This window comes from Variovorax sp. F042 (genome assembly GCF_057814215.1).
In genome coordinates, this window is sequence record NZ_JBVASX010000010.1 from 1 (window position 1) to 22770 (window position 22770).

Below are 22770 nucleotides of genomic sequence, written 5' to 3' on the forward strand. Positions count from 1 at the left end.
GCAGAGATGAAGTCGTAGGAGCCGACTCGCGTCTTGTAGAGACGGCCGAGAATTCCGGTTGGAACTGAGTCCGCCGGCCCAACGGATCTGGCGCGCCCCATCAATGCAGCTGTTTCCACACAGCCTCGACTGCGAGCTGTCTTTGAGTCACGACGTCTGACCGTCGCCTTCGGGCCCTTAGCTGTCGTCCAGATTCCTCAGTAGCGGGCCTTCAGCTGTGTCGCTCAGTCAGTGCCTTCCAGGGAGCCTAGAAACCTCTGCTCGGCGAGCGATTGCCTGTTGGCGACGATGGCGTTTCGGAGACGATCTGCGGTGATCTCGTAGTACTTGATCTCAGCGTCGTAGCACTGATGATCAAGCAACTGGTAGGTCGCCACGGCAGCACCCAATTGGTTCAACTTCAGCAGAAGCCCGAGAAGTAATTCGGGAAAGTCGCGGTTCGCTCGATCAAAGAGCGGACGAACGACCAACGGCGTCGATGCGGATGCATTCTCTTGGATGTCGGCATATCCCAGCTGAAAAACGTCCCGAATTGCCTTCAAGACCTGTGTCTTCTTTGGCCCAGCGTCAATGAGGAAGAAAGCAACCTTGGACATGGTTCGGAGGAAAAAATGTCGGATAGGAAAGTTGAAAAGCTTGGTCGGCTGTCAGGCACTGGCCGTATACAAGCGTCTACGGGGGGCTGCCCGGTGCGACTGCCCACTGAAAGCCCCGTGCAAATTCGAGGAAGTCATCAGCCACCTTGATTGCAGCCTCTGGCCCCATTCCGATCATCGGCAGCATGAAGACGGCGCCCGCTTTATCGAAGGCATAAATTTCGCCGCCGCCGTTCCCAGCGAAAGCGACGAAGCCCGGCGCATACACATCTACTTCCATTTCTGGGTTGGAGGCAGCTATCTCATCTCCGCCCCAGAGGACCACGTAGTGTTCTTCGCCCGCCAAGACAGCGAAGCCCTCGAACAAACCGTTCGTATCGATGAAAACGGGGTAGGCGGTGGGCAGCTGAATGGTCATTGGCGATGTCTGGTTCTGGCCGACTGTAGCCAAGCACGTCGCCCGTGCAAAGGGCGCCTAGCAGTCATTTTGGCTTGCTCGAAAGCAGGCATCCGGCAACTTCGCAGCGTCACTGCTCTTGAGCTTTTACCCACCTTTTGTGCAGGGCGACACTACGATGCCGGGTTCTTTGCTCGTACTGTCGTCCCCGACCGATAGCTTCGAGCCTCGCCGCGATTTCGGAGTCGACCGGAGCGCCTTCTTCGAGCCACCCCACAGCAAGTGCCGGCCAGTAGCCGGTCGGGCAATTCAGAGCGCCGAGAAGAATCTCGCGTGCTGGCATCAATCCGGAGTACACCGAGTACGGTGACTCCAGTGCCGGTAGAAAGCGAATGAACTCGGGATCTGATGGCATGGTGCAGCGCCTGCTCCTGGCCGACAACGGCTGTCGGCCCATTGTGGCTGATCAAATGAAGAGCGCACACGCGTTGACATCACTTTCTTGAGGTCACCTGAAGGACGCGACGAACGCGGGCCAGATCAAATGCAATCCAAGACCGCTGCCCCTGGAGGAGGACACCATATGGTGGTGGGTCTACCTTCAGCGACATTTCTAGGAATCCTTCCCAGCGCATACCGACATAGCCGCCTTTCAGGATTGACGAATCTTGCCGGGTCGCGCAAGGAATCAATAACTGACCATCTGGGGCGCGCATTGAGTGCATCCGAATGGAATTTGATGAATCCGTGATGATCCTTTGCCCTGGCCGCGCATCGGGGGGAAGCGAAGACTGAACGACAGGAACAAACACCTCCCCGTTCTTCATTCGACGATACAGCTCTTGGAAATCTTCGTCGCGCTGGAACTCCGCTACGTTGTAGATGAGGTCCTCGAGATCGAGTTTTGGTGCGGCCTTGGCACCAGCAAATAGAGAGAAGATTCCCATCGTGATTCGATTGACGCTGATTGTTGCGACAGACCCTTAGCGCCCTGCAGATTGTTGATGCTAGGTTGGTTCGTGTGCACACGCTTCAGAGCGAGGAGCTCCCAACCCCTACAGAATTCGTTGTGTGCGCGCCGCGAAGGTCTGCGATGAGGAAAATTGAGCTCAGTCGCCGAACGGCCGGTTCTGGCCGAATTCTGTCCGCGGTTGCAGGTCCCGGTTGTTCAATTCTGGTAGAGGGTCGCCCAAGTCTCGGTGAAGGTGTCCAGGCCCAGCTGCCGTTCGTGAGGGTCTGCATTCTTGAAGAGGCCGGAACCGACTCCGAAATCCTGCACAGCGTCCCGAAAGCCGCCGGAAAGGCCAACCGGGATGCCCCAAGCGCGATGCTTCCACACCGAGAAGGGACTGTCCAGGAGCTTCGCAATGGTGGTCATCGCAGCACGCAGTTCGACTCGGCGAGCACCAGCGGAGGACGCAGCGAACGCGACGACGAGAATGGAGCTGAATTGAGGTGAGTGGTCCTGCTTGCAGGGCGGCGCGCAAAGGAGGTGCATGTAGAAATCCGGAGCCTCGAGGTTCTTCTCGCACACGTTCCAAGAAGGCGCCCAGACTTCGGTTCCAACGAAATTCCAAGTCTCTGCGTCGGGGCTGCTCGTAGGTGAACCGTGAGTCCAACTGGCGTGTGACTTTTGGTCCCACCCCATTCGACCGAACGCCACCGACCGGTGCTGTTTTCCAAGGCCCATCGTCTGGCTCGAACGGACAAACGGTTTTCCTCGAGGAGAGCCCACAAAGGGGGACAGTAGCGGCGCAATCTCTCGCCACACCGACCATGCCCATGGCAACACGCCAGGTGCGCCGAGCACGACATAAACTTCGTATTCCTTGGCGTGGTACGAAATGGGATTCTCCGTATTCGATAGAGGGTGGTTGCTCTTCGGCGCAAATTCTGCCTCGCCGTCGAACGACCGGTTCTGGCCGAATAGCGCTCTTCAGTTGGCTCCAGCCCGGCGCACCCAAGGCGAGCCCGCGTCCGCACGCGAGGCGGTCCATCCGAGTGGCAGGTCTGCCAGTTCAACTAGGGTTCTGTCGCGCGCTACCAATTGCGCCAGAGCCACAAGCATCGCTTGCGACATATCAGCGGCATCGCTCGTCAGCATCTGCCAAGCGCCATCGTCTGCATCATGGGAAACGTAGAGGATTGGCGCGGCCCCATTCATGATCGACCTCACGGTGAAACATGCTAGGTTCGGAGGGTCTTCGAAGGGCCACATGTCGTCAGCGTTGGACATGATTTTCGCCTTGGAGCGTTGGTTATCGGCGCGATGGAGGGGCGATGCCAAATGTCGGCTCTTGGCCGAATGTCGTCGACGTGAGTTTTCGAGGTTTGTAGCGCTAGATCGTGATTCTGGTCTTCAAGAATGCCAAGTACTTCGGCTCCTCCGCTGAGAACAGTCCTAGTCCACCGCCCATGTATGCGCGCGTCAGTTCATCGGCGGCTCTGTCCAGTGCATCGAGCTCGAACTGACACTGCCCAAGTCGAAGGTGCAGAAACGGGTTTCCAATCGCATCCGGACACCGCATCGCAAACGAGAGGTTGTCTCGCCCTGCGGTGAAGTCGTGACCGAGAAAGTTGGCGTCGCCGATCGCGGCCAGGATCCATGTGCTCGCGTCCCAGTCCGTCTTGGGTTCTGGCACCAGGTCAAACGCTTCCCAGTAAGACGTCAGGGCGAGGCCGTACTCAGCGCGCTTTGCCTGCTGATCGCCCACCGCGCACAGGCGCTTGATCTCGCCATGGATCTCGTCAGTGAGCTCCAGTCCGGCAGCGGCCCGCGAGGCGGCTTCATCCGCTCGGGCCGGCGTGGGCTTCTTGTCCTTCCTGAACCATCCAAACACCATGCCATCTCTCCGCTGTGAACGACGCCGTTTAGCCGGATTGTGCCGGTGACGCGACCGGCTGCTTGTGGCCGCGAGTTGCCCCTCTGACTTCATACGCCCCCAAGCCCCTGAGCGAGCAGCTCCAGCTCTCGCGGCTTGGCCCCGTCAATGGTCAGTTGGAGCGAGCCACTCGTGATGGCACTACGGACGACCGCCACAGACCGTATTTCGCCATCTATCAGAACCACAATGGTCTGCCCGACAATCTGACCGGTCGCCTTCTCGAGGGCTACGTGGCCTTCTGGACTAAGCACGACCTTCAGGCGAGGTTCAGCGTAACGTCCTTCTTCCGGAAGCGGCGGGACAACGACAGCAGATGCGACGTGACGACTGTTCAGTATCTCGGGATCGTAGGCCGTCCACTTTCGCCCGTTCCGGTCAGTGAGGCGGCTCGCCCCGATGTTCAAGACCTTGTCCTGAGGCTCGAAACCGCTTGTTGCTCGCTTCACCTTGAAGTCGACCGCGTGTGCCGGAGGCGTTCTGCTCTGGTTGGCCGTTCTAGCGGAGGTGGGCTGCGGGGCTGGCACAGATGCACATCCCACCAACGTCGCGAACAACACAGTTCCCCAAAGCCTAAGTCTCATCAGAGTCCTCTCCTCGCTCAAATAGTAGCAGCGTGGCTACCGTGGCGGTCGGAGAGAGGGAGAGGCCCCGCAAGGAGCTCTCGGGGGAAAACTAAAGGTCCGTCCCGAACTTCCGCTTCTGGCCGACTGAAGCCGCAAAGGTGCTCAGAGCGTTGGACCAGACGCGGCGAGAAACGACACCAGAAAGCAGTGGCTCAGCTACGGTTGATCTCAACGGCAATGGCATTCGCGAGGGCCATCCTTAGAGCCTGTCATTGTCCTTGGATACACAAGAGCCATCACACCCTCCTTGTTTTGAGTAGCACAAGAATCATGGCATCGCTGCGCAGGTGAGCCGAACCACTTGTCGCCATAGAGGGTGAAAAGTACGCCAGCTAAGCCAAATGTGACGACGACGAGAGCCGCAACCAAATCACGTGGCATGCCGCGCTTCTTTCTCTGGTGCTTTTGCAATCAACTGCTCCAGTATCAGTGCCACCGCCTTCAACGACTGTTCCTGGCCGAATTTTGCCCGACGCGGTGAATGCCCGGTTCTGGCCGACTGTAGCCGGTCGCGCAACCGTCGAGAACGGGCCCTGTGCCGACGTACAGCTTCAACCGAGCTTCTTGAGTAGGCTTACGTATCCGCACTGCTTGTAGCCGAGGCTTTCGTAAAATTTCCTCGCAGGAGCTGATTCGCCTGTTTGAAGATTCGCACTCATGAATCCGCGCGCTTGAAGGTGTTCCTCGAAGCCGCGCATAAGCTTCGCTCCGAATCCTTGCTGTTGGTAACGTTCATGGATACACATCTCTTTGATGTGAAAAACCCAACTCTGCACCCAACGCTCGCCCCAGCCGAGAACAAGGCCGATGGCTTCTCCATGCATTGACAGGCCCATGCCTTGAAACGCGGGGGATTGCGCAAAACTTGTAAGCCGCTCTGCAACTGCTTCCTCCGTCCAGCCGTCATTCCAAGGGGGCGCATTAAACACTGAGCGATACAGCGGCACGAACTCAGAAATGTTCTTCAGAGATAGTGATGTGATGTTTTCCATTCGATGAAGGGTCGTTACGAGAGGCTAGGTTGGGCAAGGTTCGTTGGAAGGTCCGCTTCTGGCCGACTGTAGCCGGACGCGTTGTCGTCGCGAAGGGCCCTGAGCGGAAGTAGCAGCGACTCAAAAGCAGACGCGCCGCGGGGCTTTTAGATCGGCTCTATCACTTGAGTTGCTATGTAGGGACTATGGTCTCACCTTGGCATTCCGGGCACTCCTCGAATGCCGCACTCCAACGCTCACCCACTTCTCGCTCCATGCAAATGGAGCCTCGGCCGCCGCAGTTGGGGCAGAGCTGAAAGCCAAACTGCGGCGTCTGGTTGCCGCTGCGAACAGCTGCGATGAAGAGCCGACGGCGAATGGCCTCTTTCGTATCAGGCAGGCTCAATGAGTGCTCCTAGCGTGAACAACGTAATAGTCCTGTTGTGGCCGCATTGTGCCGATCGCGCGAGCGCCGCGGGAAGTACTTCGTCCTCGGGTGGCACCCCAAAGCCCTCGTTCGTTAGGCGGGCCGCGAACCCGCAGCCCGCAGACCAGCCACTAACTGCCGGTCTCAAGCGCCCCGCGCCGCGCCTTCTCGCTCATCTGAAACAGCTCCCCCGCCTTGCGAGCCAGTTCAGCCGCAAGCCAAAGCAGGTTGTCCAATCGTCGAGGCCCATCCCCGCTGCACCAGTCGATGTCTTCCCCGTGGCAGACCCACAGTAGAGCTTCGAGTTGAGAGAGGGTGTTTTCGAGAAGATCCGCCGGGTCTTGGGCGTTGTCTTCGGAAGCTACCGGCGTGTGAGGCCGGGCTATAGTCTTGGTAGCCATTTTTGTGCGGTTCCTTTAGGGGGTGTGCACGAACTTGGTTAGACGGCTGGGGTGCTAGTAACACCTTGGCCGTCGCCTTTTGATACCTCGCATTTGCATCGCTGCTTTCGCACCGACAACCTGCCGCGAGGCAAGCAGCCTTCAAACATCTCAGTGGTGGCTTGGTGTGTTGCGCCTTTCTTCTTCCCTTGGTGGGGTATCGAGTGACAGGGGCATCCACTCTAGAGAAGAACTGGGCAAAGCAGCCGCTCAATGCAGCATGAAGTCCCAGCGACCGCCAACAAATGCAGCTTCCGCAGCGGCACTGACCGCTCACGCTGGCGGGGTGCCTTGCGCAGCGAAATAAAGGAGGAGGCCGAAGGCCGGGGGACATTCGCGGAGCAAGGTACCCCGTCGGCGTGAGCGCCCCCCGATGCAATCCAAAAGCTTCAGTCCATCCAGGCCCGCGCCCGCTCCAGATGCTCCCGGCACTCACGCACCATGCGCTCGAGCAGCTCGGCACAAGTCGGAATGTCGTCGATCAGCCCGATGCACTGCCCGGCCGAGACCACGCCGTTGTGCACCTCGCCAGACTCCAGCGCCGCACGGCCCCGCGCACCAGCCACCAGCGGGCGCACGTCCTCGAACTCGCAGCCGCCCGGGCGGTTCTCCGTGGCCACCACCTCTTCGGAGATGGCGTTGCGGAACACGCGCGCCGTGTTGTGCAGGGTGCGGAACATCAGCTTCGTGTCGCGCTCGGTTGCAGCGACCAGCGCTTGCTTGATGTTGTCGTGGATCGGCGCTTCCTTCGTCACGCAGAAGCGCGTGCCCATGTTCACGCCCTCGGCGCCTAGCGCCAGCGCAGCCGCCATGCCGCGCCCGTCGGCAATGCCACCCGACGCGATGATCGGAATGCGCAGCTTGCGCGCCGCCACGGGCAGCAGCACAAGGCCGGGCACGTCGTCCTCGCCAGGATGGCCCGCGCATTCGAAGCCGTCGACCGATACGGCATCGACGCCATTGCGCTCTGCCGACAGCGCATGGCGCACGGAGGTGCACTTGTGCACGATCTTCACGTGATGGCGCTTCAACGCCTCGATGAAGTCCTTCGGGCTGTTGCCCGCGGTCTCCACGATCTTGATGCCGCTGTCGATGATGGCCTGCACGTACTCGGCATACGGCGGCGGCTTTACCGCCGGCAGGATCGTGAGGTTCACGCCGAAGGGCTTTTCGGTCAACGTGCGGGTGCGCGCGATTTCGTTGCGCAGGTCGTCGGGCGTGGGCTGCGTCAGCGCGGTAACGATGCCGAGGCCCCCGGCGTTCGACACGGCCGCGGCCAGCTCGGCGCGGCCCACCCATTGCATGCCGCCCTGGATGATTGGGTAGCGGATGCCGAGCAGTTCGGTGATGCGGGTCTTCATCGTCGAAGACCCCTTACAGCGCCTTCACCAGTTCCGGCACAGCCGTGAACAGGTCGGCCACGAGGCCGTAGTCGGCCACCGAGAAGATCGGGGCTTCTTCGTCCTTGTTGATCGCCACGATCACCTTGGAGTCCTTCATGCCGGCCAAGTGCTGGATGGCGCCGGAGATGCCTGCTGCGATGTACAGCTGCGGGGCGACGATCTTGCCGGTCTGGCCCACTTGCCAGTCGTTGGGGGCGTAGCCTGCGTCGACGGCTGCGCGGCTGGCGCCAAGGCCTGCGTTGAGCTTGTCGGCCAGAGGGGCCATCACTTCGGTGAACTTCTCGGCGCTGCCCAGGGCTCGGCCACCCGAGACGATGATCTTGGCTGCGGTCAGCTCGGGGCGTTCGCTCTTGGTGACTTCACGGCCCACGAAGCTCGATTTGCCGCTGTCTGCGACGCCTTCGGCCGTTTCAACTGCAGCGCTGCCACCCGTGGCGGCTGCGGCGTCGAAGCCGGTCGTGCGAACCGTGATCACCTTGGTTGCATCACTGCTCTGCACGGTGGCAATGGCGTTGCCTGCATAGATCGGGCGCTCGAAGGTGTCGGGGCTGTCGACCTTGGTGATGTCGCTGATCTGGGCCACATCGAGCTTGGCAGCCACGCGCGGAGCGACGTTCTTGCCGTTGGCGGTCGAGGGGAACAGGATGTGGCTGTAGTTGGATGCGATCGCCAGCACTTGAGCGGCGACGTTCTCGGCCAGGTTTTCAGCGAGGCTGGGGCTGTCGGCCACGATGACTTTGGAGACTCCGGCGATTTGCGCGGCGGCCTTGCCGGCTTCGGCGGCATTGGCGCCGGCCACCAGCACGTGGACATCGCCGCCGCAGGCGAGTGCAGCGGTCACGGTGTTCAGGGTCGCGGGCTTGACGGTCGCGTGGTCGTGTTCGGCAATAACAAGTGCGGTCATGTTCAGATCACCTTCGCTTCGTTCTTCAGTTTGTCCACCAGCGTTGCAACGTCAGGCACCTTGATGCCGGCACCGCGCTTCGGGGGCTCCGAGACCTTCAGGGTCTTCAGGCGGGGTTTCACATCGACGCCCAGATCTTCGGGCTTGAAGACGTCGAGCTGCTTCTTCTTGGCCTTCATGATGTTGGGCAAGGTGACGTAGCGCGGCTCGTTCAGGCGCAGGTCGGTGGTGATGACGGCCGGCAGCGTGAGGGAGATGGTTTCCAGGCCGCCGTCGACTTCGCGGGTGACGGTGGCTTTGTCGCCAGCGACTTCGACCTTGGAGGCGAAGGTGGCCTGGGGCAGGTCAGCAAGAGCCGCCAGCATCTGGCCGGTCTGGTTGGCGTCGTCGTCGATGGCTTGCTTGCCCAGGATGATGAGAGACGGCTGCTCCTTGTCCACCAGCGCCTTGAGCAACTTGGCGACGGCCAGGGGCTGCAGTTCTTCGGTGGTTTCCACGAGGATGCCGCGGTCGGCACCGATGGCCATGGCGGTGCGCAGGGTTTCCTGGCACTTGGCATCACCGCAGGAGACTGCGATCACTTCAGTGACCACGCCCTTTTCCTTCAGGCGCACGGCTTCTTCAACGGCGATCTCGTCGAAGGGGTTCATGCTCATCTTGACGTTGGCAATGTCCACTCCGGTGCCGTCGCTCTTGACGCGCACTTTCACGTTGTAGTCGACGACCCGTTTCACGGGCACAAGAACTTTCATGGCTGTTCCTTTGAATGACGAAGAAATGGATTACTCGAGCTTGGCGCCCGACTGTTTGATGAGGCGCTCCCACACCGGGCGCTCCGCCTTCCAGGCGGTAGCGAAGAGTTCGGGCGAGCTGTCCTTGATCTCGAAGCCCATGGCTGCCACGCGTTCGCGCACGTCGGGCTGCTGCGTGGCCTTGCGCACTTCTTCGGCGATGCGGTTCACGATGGGTTTCGGTGTCTTTGCAGGAGCTGCGATGGCGAGCCAGCCCGTCACGCGGTAGGCCTCGTCCTTCAGGCCCTGCTCTGCCAGCGTAGGCACGTTGGGCAGCGTGCTCATGCGGCGCTCGCCGCTCACGCCGATGGCGCGGATCTTCCCGGAGTCGATGTGCGGCTTGGCCACCAGCGCGCTGGCATAAGCCATCTGGATCTGGCCGCCGATCAGGTCCTGCATCATCGGCGCCTCGCCCTTGTAGGCGACGTGGTTCATGTCGGACTGCGTCGCCAGGCTCATGTGCGCGCCAGCCAGGTGCGGGTATGCGCCCACGCCGTACGAGCCGTAGGCCACTTTGCCCTTGTTGGCGGTGACGTACTTCAGCAGCTCGGGGCCGGTCTTCACGGGAACGCTCGGGTGCACCACCAGCACCAGCGGCGCCATCGCGATCTGGTAGACCAGCGTGAGGTCGCGCTGTGTGTCGTAGGGCAGCTTCTCGTACAAGAACTCGTTGGTCATCAGCGAATTGCTCAGCCCCAGCACGATGGTGTAGCCATCGGGCGCAGCCTTGGCGACCGCGTCGGTGCCGATGATGCCGGCCGCGCCGGGCTTGTTGTCGATGATGACGGGCTGGCCCAGGCCGGCCGACATCTTCTGGCCGATCACGCGCGCAAGCACGTCGGTGGCGCCGCCGGCGGCGAAGGGCACGACCATGCGGATCGGCTTGTTGGGGTAGGCGGTCTGGGCATTTGCCGCAGGCAGCGCGCACAGCGTGGCGACGGAAGCGGCGGCGCACAGCAGGGCGCGGCGGTTCGGAAGGCGGATGGTCATGGCTTGTCTCTGTCTCTCTGTCTTGGTTTCAAAAATCACTGCGCCCCGATGCGCGTCTTGAAGGGCAGCGGCTCCAGCGCCTTCTGCAGCCGCTCCTGAAGCGATGCGGCCAGTGCGCCCGCTGCCGCGTTGTCGATCAGCACGCGCACGAGGCTCTCGCCTTCGGTCTTGACGACGGGGCGCGCGGCCTCGGGCAGGCCGAGCGAAACGCACACCTCGACGACTGTCGCGCTCACCACCTGGCGTGCGGCCATCGCGCGCAGCTCGGGCTTGTAGATCTTTCCGACGTTGGTCATCGGCATGGTCTCGATCACCGACACCCACTTGGGCTTTGCGGGCGCTTCGTCCACGCGCTCGGCGGTGAAGGCCAGCAGCTCTTCTTCCGTTGCCGAGGCGCCGGGCACCAGCGTCGCGAAGATCACCGGCAGTTCGCCCGCATAGGCATCGGGCGCGCCGACCGCGGCGCACAGCTGCACGGCCGGATGCGCGCCCAGCGCGTCCTCGATGGTCTTGGGGTCGATGTTGTGGCCGCTGCGGATGATCAGGTCCTTCGAGCGGCCCGTGAGGTTGAGCCGCTCTTCGCTGTCGATCCAGCCCAGGTCGCCGGTCGCGAGCCAGCCGTCGGCCGTGAAGGCCTTGGCGTTGTCGGCCGGGTCCACGAAGCCGGAGAACACGTTGGGCGACTTGAACAGCACCATGCCCTGTTCGCCGGGCGCCACCTCGCGGTCGCTGGCGTTGCCGTTCTCGTCGAGCGCCACCACGCGCATCTGCATGTAGGGCAGGCGAAAGCCCACGCAGCCGGCGGGCCCGTCGACGCCCGGCGGTGTGATGGTCGAGATGCCGGCCATCTCCGTCATGCCCAGGCTCTCGTGCACGTGCAGGCCGAACAGGCGCTCGAAGCGCGCGGCCAGCTCGGGCGCGAGCACGGCGGCGCCGGTGCGGCAGTAGGTGATCGATGAAATGTCCGCGCCGGCTAGCGGCACGTTGGCCAGCGCCGCGAGCACGGTAGGCACGGCCGACAGCGAGGTCGGGCGGTACTTCGCCACCAGCTTCCAGTAGTTGGCCAGCACCTCCTTGTTGCGCAGCAGCGAGGGCGTCGGAATGATCACTTCCACACCGGCCGACAGCGACGACAGCGAGGCCGGCAGCACGCCCGCCACGTGGAACAGCGGATAGCCGTTGATGGAGATGCCGTTCTCGTTCATGCCCGCGACCTGCACGCTGGCCCAGGCCGTGAACACCTGCGCGCCGTGGCTGTGGCGCGCAAGCTTCGGAGCACCCGTGGTGCCGCCGGTGTGGAAGTAGGCGGCGATGTCGGAAGGCGCGATGTCGCGGCCGCTCACGAGGCGGTCGTCGGGTTGCGCGGCGCGCAGCACGTCGAACTCGGCAACGCCCGGCAGCGCGGTCGCGCTGTCCGATCCTGCTCCAGGCAGCGTGCCGGCAGTGCCGGGTGCCTCGTCGTGCGGCGCCACGCGCAGCACCGTGGTCAGCGTCGGCACCTGGCCGCGCAGGCGCATCGCCTTCGACCACATGCCCGATTCGCTGTCCGAGCCGTAGGCGATCAGCACCTTGGCGCGGCCCGCGGTCATCAGTGCGACCAGCTTCTCGTCGGTGAGCAGCGGGTTCAGCGGCTGCACGATGCCGGCCGCCTCGCCGCCCCACAGCGCGAGGTGGTACTCCAGGCAACCGGGCAGCAGCACCGCCACCGCGTCGTCAGGCCCCACACCCAGCGTGTGCAGCATGTTCGCGGTCTGGTGGATGCGCGCGAGCAGTTCGGCGTACGACCAGCGAATGGGTTCGTCGGCCGGGTTGCCGGTGCGCAGGAAGGTCAGCGCCGTCTTGTCGCCGAAGGCGTGGCCCGCGTTGCGGAAGATCTCGTAGGTGCTGCGCACCGTGAGCGCCTGCTCCAGCGGCGTCTCTTCGAGCTTGCGGATGTCGGCGAGGCTGCGAACGGGAAGGGCGGGGCGGAAGGGCGCGCCGACGGGGGTGCTGTAGTTGTTGTCGTGCTTGTCTGTCATGTCTTGTCTCCTTGGTGTTGTCGCCCTGCCGGCCCGGCCAGTTTTACTGGTTCGTGATGTGGTTGTCGCGAATGACCTTGCCCCAGCGCTCGAAGTCCTCGCGCATGCGCACGCCCGTCTGCTCGGGCGTGCGGTAGGCCGAGAAGGTGCCGACGCTCTGGAGCTTGTCCTGCACTTCCTTGTCGGCCAGCGCGGTCTTGAGTTCGGCGCTCATGCGGTCGATCACGTCCTTGGGCGTGCCGGCCGGCGCCAGCAGGCCGCCCCACGAGGTTGCGTCGAAGCCGGGGAATCCTTGCTCAGCCACCGTCTTCACATCGGGCAGCAGGCTCACGCGCTGGCCCGAGCCGACCGCGATGGCGCGCAGCTTGCCGGCCTTGATGTGCGGCAGCACGCCCACGAGGTCGGAGAACATCGCGGGCACCTGGCCACCGATCAGGTCGGTGACGGCCGGCGCGCTGCCGCGGTAGGGCACGTGCTGCATGTCGAACTTGCCGATGGTCTTCAGCTGCTCGGTCGTCAGGTGGCCGAAGCTACCGGCGCCCGCGCTCGTGTAGTTGAGCTTGCCGCCTTCGGCCTTGGCCTTGGCGATCAGGCCCTGCACGCCGGTCACGTCGGGCAGCGACTTGGGGTTGACCACCAGCACGATCGGCAGGTCGTACACCGAGCCCACGGGCGTGAAGTTCTTGAAGATGTCGTAGCCGGTGGGGCCGTACAGGTGCGAGGCCAGCAGCGTGGGCGTGGCCAGCATCACGAAGGTGTAGCCATCGGGCGCGGCGCGGGCCGCGGCAGCAGCCCCCACGGTGCCCGATGCGCCGCTGCGGTTGTCGATCACGATGCTCTGCTTGAGCGCGACCGACATCTTCTGCGCCACGATGCGCGAGGCCACGTCGGTCGGGCCGCCGGGCGGGAAGGGCACGATCAGCGTGATCGGCTTGGCGGGCCAGGCCTGCGCGAAGGCGGTGCCGGCCACCAGGGGCAAGGCGAGTGCGAGAAGGGCGCGGCGAACGGGACTGCGAAGGGAACTGCGAAGGGAAGAAAAGGATGCCATTGGGTCTTGTCTACTTTGGAAATGCGGGCGTCTGTCTTCTTCAGACGACGCCACTTGTTTTGAGCGCGGCCAGCTTTTCATCCGACAGGCCGAGCAGGGACTGCAGCACGTCGTGCGTGCCTTCGCCCAGTGTGGGCGGCGCGCTGCGCACTGGCAGGCGCTCGCCGTCGAAACGGTAGGGCGGCGCCAGCACGTTGACCGTGCCGGCCACCGGGTGCGGCTGCGTGGTGACCAGGCCGGCATCGGTCGCCCGCTTCGATTGCAGCGCTTCGAGCAGGCCCAGCACTTCGCCGCACGGAATGCCCGAGGCGGTGAGCTTCGCGAGCAGGTCGGCGCGCTGGCGCTTCGCCAGCTCGGCGTGCAGCTCGGGCAGCAGCACCGCGCGGTTGGCCGAACGCAGGATGTTGGTCTTGAAGCGCTCGTCGGCAGCGAGGTCGGGCCGTTCGATCACGTCGGTGCAGAAGCGTGCGAACTGCGCGTTGTTGCCCACCGTGATGACCAGCGGGCCGTCGGCCGCATCGAACACGCCGTAGGGCACGATCGACGGGTGCGAGTTGCCGTAGCGCGGCGGGTCTTCGCCCATCAGCAGCGCTTCGAGGCCGTAGTAGGCGGTGATCATCAGGCCGCAGTCGAACAGCGCCATCTCGACATGCCGGCCCTTGCCGGTCTTCTCGCGCTGGTACAGCGCCGCCAGGATGGCCTGCGCCGAGTACATGCCGGTGAACAGGTCGACGGCAGCCACGCCGAACTTCAGCGGCGGCTGGTTGGCTTCGCCGTTCAGCGCCATCAGGCCGGCTTCGCCTTGCACCACGAGGTCATAACCCGGCCGTGCGGCTTCGGGGCCGGTGCGGTCGTAGCCCGAGATCGAGCAGTAGATGAGGCCCGGCTGCTCCTTGCTCAGCTGTTCGTAGCCCAGGCCCAGCTTGTCGATGCCGCCGAACTTGAAGTTCTGGATCACCACGTCGCATTGCTTCGCGAGGTCGCGCGCGAGCTGCTGGCCTTCGGGCGTCTGCAGGTCGAGCGTGACCGAGCGCTTGTTGCGGTTCACGCTGTTGAAGTAGGCGGTCTCGGTCTTGCCGACACGCAGGCCCCAGTCGCGCGTGTCGTCGCCGCGGCCGGGGTGCTCCACCTTGATGACTTCGGCACCCATGTCGGCCAGCACCATGCCGCACCAGGGGCCCGCGAGGATGCGGGACAGATCGAGGACGCGCACGCCGGCAAGCGGCAGCGAGGAATTCAGCGAAGACATGGCAGCTCCAGAAAGACGAAAAACCTCCGCACCTGCGTGCAAGAGGTTGGAAGGGTGAGCACGGCGCGTGTCAGGACGCGTCCTGCTTCTGTCGGCGCAGCGCGACGAAGTCGGCCTTGCGCTTGCCGAGGAACGCGCCGATGCCTTCGGCCGCTTCAGCATCCGCCTGCGACTCGACCATGAACACGGCCTCGGCGTCGAGCTGCTCTTCCAGCGTGGCGCGGTGTGCCTGGCGGCACAGCGTCTTGATGCGGGCGCTCGCGCGTTGCGGGCCGCTTGCCACCTTGGCTGCGAGCGCGATGGCTTCGGCCAGCGCCGCGCCCTTGTCGGTCAGGCGGTTGACCGCGCCCAGCGCGTGCAGGCGCTCGGCCGGCATGCGGTCGCCGGTGAGGCACATCTCGGTCAGCACCTGGCGCGAGACGAACTCCGAGAGGAAGGCCGTGGCGCCGCCGTCCGGCGTGAGGCCGACCTTGACGTAGGCGACGGTGAAGAAGGCGTCGCGCGCCGACACCAGCATGTCGCAGGCCAGCGCCATAGACAGTCCAGCACCGGCTGCGCCGCCTTCGACCGCCGCGATCACGGGCTTGCCGGAATCGCGGATCGCGCGGATCAGGTCGTGCAGGCCTTCGAGCTTCTCGCGGCGCTCCGAGGCGGGCAGCTCGCGGCGCTTGGCCAGCAGGTTGAGGTCGCCGCCTGAGCAGAAGAAGTCGCCCGCGCCGGTGAAGACGATGGCGCCGACCTCGGGGTCGTTCTGTGCGTCGGCAAGCGCGACCGACAGCTCGGCGTACAGCGTCGGCGTGATCGCGTTGCGTGCGCCGGGGTTGCTGTTGGTCAGGATGCGTACGGCGCCTTCCTGCGAGATCAGCACGGTCTTGTTTTCGCTCATGCCGCGAGCTCCTTGCCGGACTCTTTGCCAAGGGCAATGTAGCGCTGCAGATGATGGTCTTCGTCGCCCAGCTGGTGGTCGATCATCACGAGGCGCTTGGCGTAGTGGGGCATCGGCAGCTCCCACGTCATGCCGATGCCGCCGTGCATCTGGATGCTTTCTTCCGCCACCAGCGCGCCGATGCGGCCGATGCTGAACTTGGCGGCCGACAGCGCACGCTCGCGCGTCAGGCGGTCGCCGGTGTCGATGGCTGCCGCGGCGTTGATGACGGCCGAGCGGGCCTGTTCGATCTCCAGCAGCAGGTCGGCCATGCGGTGCTGCAGGGCCTGGAAGCTGCCGATCAGCGTGCCGAACTGCTTGCGCGTGCGCAGGTACTCCAGCGTCGCGGTCTTGGCCGCCTCCATCGCGCCCAGCGCTTCGGCGCACAGTGCGAGCACGCCGCGGCCGATGGCGCGTTCCAGCGTAGCGTGGCCCTGGCCTTCGGTGCCCAGCAGTGCATCGGCGCCCAGCTTCACGCCGTCGAACGAGAGTTCGGCGACACGGCCACCGTCGATGGCGGGGCAGCCGCGCACCGTGAGGCCTGCCGTCTTCGCGGGCACGAGGAACAGCGAGATGCCGGCTTCGTCGTCCACCTTGCCCGAGGTTCGGGCGGAGACGAGGAACAGGTCGGCCTGCTCGCCCTGCGGCACGACAGCCTTGGCGCCGTGGAGCACCCAGCCATCGCCACTGCGCTCGGCCTTGGTGGCCACGCGCGTGCGCTCGTAGTGCGTGTCGGCCTCGTCGTGCGCAAAGGCTGCCACGGTCACGCCGTTGATGATGTCGCCGAGCTTTTCCTTCTGCGCGTCGGTGCCGGTGGCGCTGATCGCCTCGCCGACCATCACCGCGCCCAGCAGCGGCTCTACCACCAGGCCGCGGCCCAGTGCCTCGAAGACCACCGCGATGTCGAAACCGCCGCCGCCGAAGCCGCCATCGGCCTCGCTGAACAGCGCGCCAATCACGCCCAGTTCGGCGAACTGCTGGAAGATTTCCTTGCTGAACCCGTGCTCCGATTTCGCGATGCGGTCGCGCGCGTCGAACGCGTACTGCTCGGTGATGAAGCGGTTCAGGCTGTCGGCGAGCATGCGCCGGTCTTCGGTGTGTTCGAAGTTCATTGCATGTCTCCTTACAGGCCCAGGATCATCTTGCTGATGATGTTCTTCTGGATTTCGTTCGAGCCGCCGAAGATCGACAGCTTGCGGTTGTTGAAGTAGCGCGAGGCGGCAGCCGATGCATAAGCTGGTCCGAAGGTCTCGCCCGTGAAGCCGTCCTTCAGCGCTTCTGCGATGAAGGGGCGGCCGTACACGCCCATCGCGCGGCGGGCCAGCGAAGAGATTTCCTGGCGGATCTCGGTGCCGCGGATCTTCAGCATCGAGCTTTCCGCGCCGGGCACACCGCCGCCGGCCACCGCCGCGATCACGCGCAGGTTGGTGGTCTTCATGTTCTCCAGGTCGATCTCGACGCGCGCCATGCGCGCTGCAAAGGCCGGGTCTTCGGCCAGGGGCTTGCCGTTTTTCGTCTGCGTGGCGGCAATGCCCTTGAGCTGTTCGAGCGCGGCCACCGAGAAGCCCACGCCCGCGATGTTGGTGCGCTCGTAGGTCAGCAGGTACTTGGCGCAGGTCCAGCCCTTGTTCTCTTCGCCCACGAGGTTCTCGGCGGGCACGCGCACGTCGGAGAAGAACACCTCGTTGACTTCATGCTCGCCGTCGAGCGTGATGATCGGGCGCACTTCCACGCCGGGCGAGTTCATGTCGATCAGCAGGAAGCTGATGCCTTCCTGCTTCTTCGCCTCGCGATTCGTGCGCACCAGGCAGAAGATCATGTTGGCGTGCTGGCCCAGCGTGGTCCAGGTCTTCTGGCCGTTCACGATGTAGTGGTCGCCTTGCGCGTCGATGCCGCGCACGGCCGAGGTCTTCACGGCTGCCAGGTCGGAGCCTGCGCCGGGTTCCGAATAGCCCTGGCACCACCAGTCGGCACCGTTCAGGATGCGCGGCAGCCAGTAGCTTTTCTGCGCCTCGTTGCCGTACTTGATGAGCACCGGGCCGAGCATGTTCACGCCGAAGGGCACGATGCGCGGCGCGAAGGCCAGAGCGCATTCGTTCTCGAAGATGAACTTCTCTACTGCCGTCCAGCCCGGGCCGCCGTACTGCTCGGGCCAGTGGTTGGCCAGCCAGTCGCGCTCGTTGAGGATGGCGTGCCACTCCTGCATGTCGGCCTTCTCAAGGATCTTGCCGCCGCGCACTTTCTCCGACAGCCGCACGGGCAGCTTGTCGGCCAGGAAGGCGCGCACATCGCTGCGGAAGGCTTCTTCTTCGGGGGTGAAGTTCAGGTCCATCGCAGGCTCCTCAATAGATTTCGAACAGGCCGGCCGCGCCCATGCCGCCGGCGATGCACATCGTGACCACGGCGTACTTTGCGCCGCGGCGCTTGCCTTCGATGAGCACGTGGCCCGTGAGGCGCGCACCGGTCATGCCGAAGGGGTGGCCGATGGAGATTGCGCCGCCGTTCACGTTCAGAAGCTCTGACGGAATGCCCAGCTTGTCCTGGCAGTAGATCGACTGCGAGGCGAAGGCTTCGTTGAGCTCCCACAGGCCGATGTCCTGCACCTTGAGGCCGTGGCGCGCGAGCAGCTTGGGCACTGCGAACACCGGACCGATGCCCATTTCGTCGGGCTCGCAACCGGCAACTGCGAGGCCGCGGAAGGCGCCCAGCGGCTTGATGTTGGCGCGCTCGGCGTCCTTGGCTTCCATCAGCACGCAGGCCGATGCGCCGTCCGACAGCTGCGAGGCGTTGCCTGCGGTGACGAACTTGTCCTCGCCCATCACGGGCTTCAGCTTGGCGAGCGCCTCGTAGGTGGTGCCGCGGCGGTTGCAGTTGTCTTCGGTGGCGGTGACTTCGCGGTAGGTGACCTCCTTCGTCTCCTTGTCGGTCACGGCCATCGTGGTGGTGCAGGCGACGATCTCGTCCTTGTAGCGGCCGGCGATCTGCGCTTCTTCGGTGCGGCGCTGGCTCTCGGCGGAGAAGCGGTCCTGCGCCTCGCGGGTAATGCCGTAGCGCTTTGCCACGATGTCGGCGGTTTCGATCATCGCCATGTACAGCTCGGGCTTGTGCTCGACGATCCACGGGTCCATGCCGCTGTCGCCACTGTCGGTGGCGCTGCGCGAGCGGATCTGCGAGATGCTTTCGACGCCGCCCGCGATCATGGCCGGCGCGCCGTCCACCACGATGCGGCCCGCGGCCATTGCAATCGCCTGCAGGCCCGAGGCGCAGAAGCGGTTGACCGTGGTGCCGGCGATGCTGATCGGCAGGCCCGCGCGGATGATGGCCTGGCGCGCGATGTTGCGGCCGGTGGTGCCTTCGGGGTAGCCGCAGCCGAGGATCGCGTCCTCGATCAGCGCCGCATCGAGGCCGGAGCGCTCGACCGCAGCCTTCACCGCGAAGGCCGCCAGCGTGGGGCCGGGGGTGATGTTGAATTCGCCGCGGTGCGCCTTGGTGAGCGGGGTGCGGGCGGTGGAAACGATGACGGCTTCACGCATGGGAATGTCTCCTGGACGGCTGACTGGAATGGACTCTGATTACTCGGATTGATTGAGGCTGGCGAAATCGGCGCCTTGCGCGACCAGCTCGACCAGCAGCGGCGAGGGCTTCCAGAAGATCGGGTCTTCCTTGGCGAACTCGCGGATGTCGGCCAGCACCTTGGGCAGTCCCACGGTGTCGGCGTATTTCATCGGGCCGCCGCGGTGGCGCGGAAAGCCGTAGCCGTAGAGGAAGGTCACGTCCACGTCGAGCGGGCGCAGGGCGATGCGCTGGAGCACGACGTTGGCGCCTTCGTTGACCATCGCGGCCATGTAGCGGCGCATGATTTCTTCCTCGGTGAAGGCGCGCGGCTTGATGCCCGCGCGTTCGCGCTCGGCATCGATGATGGCCAGCACCTCGGGGTCGGGCACGCCGGTGCGCGCGCCTTCGGGGTACAGGTAGTAGCCGCGCTGCGTCTTCTGGCCGAACCAGCCGCGCTCGCAGATGCGGTCGGCCACCTGCACGTAGCGCGCTTGCGGGTCGCGCGTGGCGGCCTTGCGCTTGCGCGTGGCCCAGCCGATGTCGCCGCCGGCCAGGTCGGACACCTGGAACGGGCCCATCGGGTAGCCGAAGTTGCGCACCGCTTCGTCGATCTGATAGGGCGAGGCGCCGTCTTCCATCATGTGGTCGGCGGCCTGGCGGTACACCGCGAGGATGCGGTTGCCGATGAAGCCGTCGCACACGCCGGCGCGCACCGGCACCTTCTTGAGCTTCTTCGCAAGCTCGAAGCCGGTGGCGACCACGTCGGCGCTCACCTTGGCGGGCACCACGATCTCCAGCAGCTTCATGATGTTGGCGGGCGAGAAGAAGTGCAGGCCCACCACGTCCTGCGGGCGCGAGATGCTGTCAGCGATCTGGTCGATGTCGAGGTACGAGGTATTGGTGGCGATCACCGCGCCGCGCTTGCACACGCGGTCGAGCTCGGCGAACACGGCCTTCTTGACGCCCATTTCCTCGAACACGGCCTCGACCACGATGTCGACCTGCGCGAGCGCGTCATAAGACGTGGAGCCCGAGAAGCGCGCCATGACGGCGGCCTTGGCCTCGGGCGTCATGCGGCCCTTCTTGATGAGGCCGTCGTACACCTTCTCCACGTTGGCTCGGCCGCGCGCGAGCTGGGCGTCGTCGCGCTCGATCATGGTCACTGGCATGCCCGCGTCGAGCATCGCCACCGCGATGCCCGCGCCCATGGTGCCGCCGCCGATGATGCCGGCCGACTCCAGCGCGCGCGGCTTCGCGCTCTTGGTCTCGGGCGCCTTCAGCACTTCGCGCTCGGCGAAGAAGGCGTGGATCAGGCCGGCGCGCTGCGGGCTGTCGATGCACTGCAGGAACAGCTTGCGTTCCAGCGCCATGCCTTCGTCGAAGGGCAGCGTGAGCGCGGCCTCGACGGCTTCGATGATCTTCATCGGCGAGAACAGGCCGCGGCTCTTCTTCGCGGTGTCGGCGCGCGCGGCTTCTAGGGCGGCGCGGCTGGCTTCCTTGTCGGCCAGCGCGCCGGCTTCGCGCGTGCGGCGCACCGGGGCCTTGGCGGCGATCAACTCCTGCGCATAGGCAAGGCCTTCAGCCAGCGCGTCGGCATCGGTGCCGAGGCGGTCGACGAGGCCGAGCGACAGCGCTTCCTTCGCGCCCGCATGGCGGCCGCTGAGCATCAGCTCGAGCGCGGGCTTCACGCCGATGAGGCGCGGCGCACGCTGCGTGCCGCCCGAGCCGGGCAAGAGGCCCAGTGCCACTTCGGGCAGGCCGAGCTTGGCGGTGGGCGAGGCGAGGCGGTAGTGCGCCGACAGCGCCACTTCGAGTCCGCCACCCAGTGCGGCGCCGTGGATGGCGGCGACTACCGGCTTTGTGCAGTTCTCGATCTTCAGGCAGACCTCGGGCAGCGACGGCGGCTGCGGCGTCTTGCCGAACTCGCGGATGTCCGCACCGGCGATGAAGTTGCGGCCCGCGCCGACGATCAGCACCGCCGCGGCAGCACTGTCGGCCTCGGCCGCGTCGATGGCGCCCACGAGGCCGCGGCGCACATCCACGCCCAGGGCGTTGACGGGCGGGTTGTCGATGGTGACCACGAACACGTCGCCTCGACGCTGGAAGGTGACGGGACCGTTGGACGTGGAGGGGCTGGGAGTTGTGGTGGCCATGTGCTTGCTTGTCTCTTTGCGTTGCGAACCGTGTGGTTCGAGGCTCTGGGGGTGAACCCAGCATTCTTTGCCCGCTGCGCCGCTTTGACAATTGCATAGGCGGTTGACAGACTGTCAAAGAATTTTTGACACAATCGGCCCATGGACCTCCAGTCGCTCACTTTGTTGGTGGAAATTCTTGACGCCGGCAACCTGAGCGCGGCGGCCCGCCGGCTCAAGATGAGCCGCGCCAACGTCAGCTATCACCTGAACCAGCTGGAGCGCTCGGTGGGCGCGCAGCTGGTGCGGCGCACCACCCGGCGCGCCGAGCCGACCGAAATCGGCCTGCGGCTTTACCAGCACGGCGTGGCCATCCAGGGCGAGCTGCTGGCGGCCCGCGAATCGGTAACGACGCTGGGGCAGGGCCTGCAGGGCCGCGTGCGCCTGAGCGTGCCCAGCGGCTACGGCCAGCTGGTGATGGCCGACTGGCTGATCGACTTCAAGCGCCAGTACCCCGGCATCGTGCTCGACGTGGTGTTCGAGAACCGCATCGAAGACCTGCTGCGCGACGAAGTCGACATCGCGATCCGCGTGATTCCCGAGCCGCCGCAGAACCTGGTGGCGCGCGAGATGGGGCCGGTGCGTTATGTGGCCTGCGCTTCAACCGACTACGCGGCGAAGAACCCGCTGCCGGTGCAGCTGGACGCACTGCAGGGCGCGCCGGTGGTCACCGCCGCCGTCATCGGGCGACAGCTGCGCGTGTCGGCCTACCAAGGCGAGACGAGGCGCGAAGTGATCCTGGAGCCGACGCTGATCTCGGAAAACTTCCTGTTCCTGCGCCAGGCCATCCTCGCGGGGCTGGGCATCGGGCTCGTGCCCGACTACGTGGTGCAGGAAGACGTGCGCAAAGGCGACGTCGTGACCACGCTCGACGACTGGCGCCTGAGCATCTTCGGCACGCAGATGTTCATGCTCTACATGCCGAACCGCCAGCACACGCGGGCGATCCGGACGTTCATCGATTTCATTCTGGAGCGGGTTCGGGTGCCTGGCTATGAAGGCCCGGACGTGAAGTAGATCAATAGAGCCACTACGCCGATCAACAGCCAGGTAAGAAAGCCGACTACGCTGCCCCAGTCCATGCTGAGCACGATGCGCCCGCTGGGCGCTCTGAGCCAGCGCGAGGTCATCGCGTCGACGCCTTCCTCGGGCTGCTCGACGACAACGAGTCCCAGTGTGGCGACCGGAACGACGATGAATCCGGTGACGTAGCCGGCCAGGTGCAGTACGGCCTCCGCGACGGGCTGCAGCACCAGTTCGATCACGGGTCGGATCAGGGCTTCGGCAAGGCCTTCAATGGGCATCGGTTCTTTTCAGCAATCGCAACTTTCACACACTGTCGGTCTGGCCATCCTG

General features: G+C 64.6%; 23 protein-coding genes. 1 reads left to right on the forward strand and 22 read right to left on the reverse strand.

Features of this window, described 5'->3' with window-relative positions; all coding sequences use genetic code 11:
• Positions 1-224: 224 nt before the first annotated feature.
• The 21 genes from ACZYSP_RS25275 to ACZYSP_RS25375 all read right to left on the reverse strand — a co-directional run bounded on the left by ACZYSP_RS25275 (position 225) and on the right by ACZYSP_RS25375 (position 21375).
• On the reverse strand, positions 225-596 hold the full coding sequence (locus tag ACZYSP_RS25275) for a hypothetical protein (protein ID WP_489017266.1): 372 nt from the start codon (positions 594-596) through the stop codon (positions 225-227).
• Positions 597-672: 76 nt separating this feature from the next.
• Complete coding sequence (locus ACZYSP_RS25280; protein WP_489017268.1) at positions 673-1014, reverse strand: SMI1/KNR4 family protein; 342 nt, start codon at positions 1012-1014, stop codon at positions 673-675.
• Positions 1015-1487: 473 nt separating this feature from the next.
• A complete protein-coding gene (locus ACZYSP_RS25285; RefSeq protein ID WP_489017270.1) occupies positions 1488-1940 on the reverse strand; it encodes an SseB family protein in 453 nt (150 codons plus the stop codon).
• A gap of 221 nt (positions 1941-2161) precedes the next feature.
• Positions 2162-2527 (reverse strand): hypothetical protein, encoded by a 366-nt coding sequence (locus ACZYSP_RS25290; protein ID WP_489017272.1) that lies wholly within the window; start codon positions 2525-2527, stop codon positions 2162-2164.
• 402 nt (positions 2528-2929) lie between these two features.
• On the reverse strand, positions 2930-3229 hold the full coding sequence (locus ACZYSP_RS25295) for a hypothetical protein (RefSeq protein ID WP_093176407.1): 300 nt from the start codon (positions 3227-3229) through the stop codon (positions 2930-2932).
• Between the two features lie 103 nt (positions 3230-3332).
• Positions 3333-3836: a tetratricopeptide repeat protein gene (locus tag ACZYSP_RS25300; protein ID WP_489017274.1), complete on the reverse strand. Its 504-nt coding sequence runs from the start codon at positions 3834-3836 to the stop codon at positions 3333-3335.
• 89 nt (positions 3837-3925) lie between these two features.
• Positions 3926-4459 (reverse strand): SecDF P1 head subdomain-containing protein, encoded by a 534-nt coding sequence (locus ACZYSP_RS25305; protein ID WP_489017276.1) that lies wholly within the window; start codon positions 4457-4459, stop codon positions 3926-3928.
• Positions 4460-5052: 593 nt separating this feature from the next.
• Entirely contained in the window at positions 5053-5493 is a 441-nt protein-coding gene (locus ACZYSP_RS25310) for a GNAT family N-acetyltransferase (RefSeq protein WP_354339565.1), read from the reverse strand.
• 537 nt (positions 5494-6030) lie between these two features.
• Positions 6031-6300, reverse strand: a complete 270-nt coding sequence (locus tag ACZYSP_RS25315) for a hypothetical protein (RefSeq protein WP_093078505.1) — start codon at positions 6298-6300, stop codon at positions 6031-6033.
• Between the two features lie 428 nt (positions 6301-6728).
• The gene (locus tag ACZYSP_RS25320; RefSeq protein ID WP_093078506.1) at positions 6729-7700 is read right to left on the reverse strand and encodes an NAD(P)H-dependent flavin oxidoreductase; all 972 of its coding nucleotides are present in this window, start codon (positions 7698-7700) and stop codon (positions 6729-6731) included.
• 13 nt (positions 7701-7713) lie between these two features.
• A complete protein-coding gene (locus ACZYSP_RS25325; RefSeq protein ID WP_489017279.1) occupies positions 7714-8646 on the reverse strand; it encodes an electron transfer flavoprotein subunit alpha/FixB family protein in 933 nt (310 codons plus the stop codon).
• A 2-nt stretch (positions 8647-8648) separates the two neighbouring features.
• Complete coding sequence (locus ACZYSP_RS25330) at positions 8649-9398, reverse strand: electron transfer flavoprotein subunit beta/FixA family protein (protein ID WP_440533432.1); 750 nt, start codon at positions 9396-9398, stop codon at positions 8649-8651.
• A 30-nt stretch (positions 9399-9428) separates the two neighbouring features.
• Complete coding sequence (locus tag ACZYSP_RS25335; protein WP_093078511.1) at positions 9429-10427, reverse strand: Bug family tripartite tricarboxylate transporter substrate binding protein; 999 nt, start codon at positions 10425-10427, stop codon at positions 9429-9431.
• Positions 10428-10462: 35 nt separating this feature from the next.
• A complete protein-coding gene (locus tag ACZYSP_RS25340) occupies positions 10463-12445 on the reverse strand; it encodes an acyl-CoA synthetase (protein ID WP_354339499.1) in 1983 nt (660 codons plus the stop codon).
• A 43-nt stretch (positions 12446-12488) separates the two neighbouring features.
• A complete protein-coding gene (locus ACZYSP_RS25345) occupies positions 12489-13493 on the reverse strand; it encodes a Bug family tripartite tricarboxylate transporter substrate binding protein (protein ID WP_093078513.1) in 1005 nt (334 codons plus the stop codon).
• A 40-nt stretch (positions 13494-13533) separates the two neighbouring features.
• Complete coding sequence (locus ACZYSP_RS25350) at positions 13534-14742, reverse strand: CaiB/BaiF CoA transferase family protein (protein WP_093078515.1); 1209 nt, start codon at positions 14740-14742, stop codon at positions 13534-13536.
• Positions 14743-14812: 70 nt separating this feature from the next.
• A complete protein-coding gene (locus tag ACZYSP_RS25355) occupies positions 14813-15628 on the reverse strand; it encodes an oxepin-CoA hydrolase, alternative type (RefSeq protein ID WP_093078516.1) in 816 nt (271 codons plus the stop codon).
• Positions 15625-16779 (reverse strand): acyl-CoA dehydrogenase family protein, encoded by a 1155-nt coding sequence (locus tag ACZYSP_RS25360; protein ID WP_093078518.1) that lies wholly within the window; start codon positions 16777-16779, stop codon positions 15625-15627. Before ACZYSP_RS25360 ends, ACZYSP_RS25355 begins: the two co-directional genes overlap by 4 nt.
• An 11-nt stretch (positions 16780-16790) precedes the next feature.
• Positions 16791-17999, reverse strand: coding sequence for an acyl-CoA dehydrogenase family protein (locus ACZYSP_RS25365; protein WP_093078519.1), 1209 nt, complete (start codon positions 17997-17999; stop codon positions 16791-16793).
• A 10-nt stretch (positions 18000-18009) separates the two neighbouring features.
• On the reverse strand, positions 18010-19200 hold the full coding sequence (locus ACZYSP_RS25370; RefSeq protein WP_093078521.1) for an acetyl-CoA C-acyltransferase: 1191 nt from the start codon (positions 19198-19200) through the stop codon (positions 18010-18012).
• Between the two features lie 39 nt (positions 19201-19239).
• The gene (locus ACZYSP_RS25375; protein WP_093078523.1) at positions 19240-21375 is read right to left on the reverse strand and encodes a 3-hydroxyacyl-CoA dehydrogenase NAD-binding domain-containing protein; all 2136 of its coding nucleotides are present in this window, start codon (positions 21373-21375) and stop codon (positions 19240-19242) included.
• Between the two features lie 141 nt (positions 21376-21516).
• On the opposite strand from ACZYSP_RS25375, the gene ACZYSP_RS25380 reads away from it, so the two are divergent.
• Positions 21517-22431: a LysR family transcriptional regulator gene (locus ACZYSP_RS25380; protein ID WP_093056366.1), complete on the forward strand. Its 915-nt coding sequence runs from the start codon at positions 21517-21519 to the stop codon at positions 22429-22431.
• Here ACZYSP_RS25380 and ACZYSP_RS25385 read toward each other — a convergent pair.
• A complete protein-coding gene (locus ACZYSP_RS25385) occupies positions 22407-22718 on the reverse strand; it encodes a hypothetical protein (RefSeq protein WP_093078524.1) in 312 nt (103 codons plus the stop codon). The genes ACZYSP_RS25380 and ACZYSP_RS25385 overlap by 25 nt on opposite strands.
• Between the last annotated feature and the right edge of the window lie 52 nt (positions 22719-22770).

What these genes read in the sequence shown, in the direction of transcription:
- ACZYSP_RS25275 (WP_489017266.1), bottom strand. Translation starts at nt 596, where the DNA reads ATGTCCAAGGTTGCTTTCTTCCTCATTGACGCTGGGCCAAAGAAGACA.
- ACZYSP_RS25280 (WP_489017268.1), bottom strand. Translation starts at nt 1,014, where the DNA reads ATGACCATTCAGCTGCCCACCGCCTACCCCGTTTTCATCGATACGAAC.
- ACZYSP_RS25285 (WP_489017270.1), bottom strand. Translation starts at nt 1,940, where the DNA reads ATGGGAATCTTCTCTCTATTTGCTGGTGCCAAGGCCGCACCAAAACTC.
- ACZYSP_RS25295 (WP_093176407.1), bottom strand. Translation starts at nt 3,229, where the DNA reads ATGTCCAACGCTGACGACATGTGGCCCTTCGAAGACCCTCCGAACCTA.
- ACZYSP_RS25300 (WP_489017274.1), bottom strand. Translation starts at nt 3,836, where the DNA reads ATGGTGTTTGGATGGTTCAGGAAGGACAAGAAGCCCACGCCGGCCCGA.
- ACZYSP_RS25305 (WP_489017276.1), bottom strand. Translation starts at nt 4,459, where the DNA reads ATGAGACTTAGGCTTTGGGGAACTGTGTTGTTCGCGACGTTGGTGGGA.
- ACZYSP_RS25310 (WP_354339565.1), bottom strand. Translation starts at nt 5,493, where the DNA reads ATGGAAAACATCACATCACTATCTCTGAAGAACATTTCTGAGTTCGTG.
- ACZYSP_RS25315 (WP_093078505.1), bottom strand. Translation starts at nt 6,300, where the DNA reads ATGGCTACCAAGACTATAGCCCGGCCTCACACGCCGGTAGCTTCCGAA.
- ACZYSP_RS25320 (WP_093078506.1), bottom strand. Translation starts at nt 7,700, where the DNA reads ATGAAGACCCGCATCACCGAACTGCTCGGCATCCGCTACCCAATCATC.
- ACZYSP_RS25325 (WP_489017279.1), bottom strand. Translation starts at nt 8,646, where the DNA reads ATGACCGCACTTGTTATTGCCGAACACGACCACGCGACCGTCAAGCCC.
- ACZYSP_RS25330 (WP_440533432.1), bottom strand. Translation starts at nt 9,398, where the DNA reads ATGAAAGTTCTTGTGCCCGTGAAACGGGTCGTCGACTACAACGTGAAA.
- ACZYSP_RS25335 (WP_093078511.1), bottom strand. Translation starts at nt 10,427, where the DNA reads ATGACCATCCGCCTTCCGAACCGCCGCGCCCTGCTGTGCGCCGCCGCT.
- ACZYSP_RS25340 (WP_354339499.1), bottom strand. Translation starts at nt 12,445, where the DNA reads ATGACAGACAAGCACGACAACAACTACAGCACCCCCGTCGGCGCGCCC.
- ACZYSP_RS25345 (WP_093078513.1), bottom strand. Translation starts at nt 13,493, where the DNA reads ATGGCATCCTTTTCTTCCCTTCGCAGTTCCCTTCGCAGTCCCGTTCGC.
- ACZYSP_RS25350 (WP_093078515.1), bottom strand. Translation starts at nt 14,742, where the DNA reads ATGTCTTCGCTGAATTCCTCGCTGCCGCTTGCCGGCGTGCGCGTCCTC.
- ACZYSP_RS25355 (WP_093078516.1), bottom strand. Translation starts at nt 15,628, where the DNA reads ATGAGCGAAAACAAGACCGTGCTGATCTCGCAGGAAGGCGCCGTACGC.
- ACZYSP_RS25360 (WP_093078518.1), bottom strand. Translation starts at nt 16,779, where the DNA reads ATGAACTTCGAACACACCGAAGACCGGCGCATGCTCGCCGACAGCCTG.
- ACZYSP_RS25365 (WP_093078519.1), bottom strand. Translation starts at nt 17,999, where the DNA reads ATGGACCTGAACTTCACCCCCGAAGAAGAAGCCTTCCGCAGCGATGTG.
- ACZYSP_RS25370 (WP_093078521.1), bottom strand. Translation starts at nt 19,200, where the DNA reads ATGCGTGAAGCCGTCATCGTTTCCACCGCCCGCACCCCGCTCACCAAG.
- ACZYSP_RS25375 (WP_093078523.1), bottom strand. Translation starts at nt 21,375, where the DNA reads ATGGCCACCACAACTCCCAGCCCCTCCACGTCCAACGGTCCCGTCACC.
- ACZYSP_RS25380 (WP_093056366.1), top strand. Translation starts at nt 21,517, where the DNA reads ATGGACCTCCAGTCGCTCACTTTGTTGGTGGAAATTCTTGACGCCGGC.
- ACZYSP_RS25385 (WP_093078524.1), bottom strand. Translation starts at nt 22,718, where the DNA reads ATGCCCATTGAAGGCCTTGCCGAAGCCCTGATCCGACCCGTGATCGAA.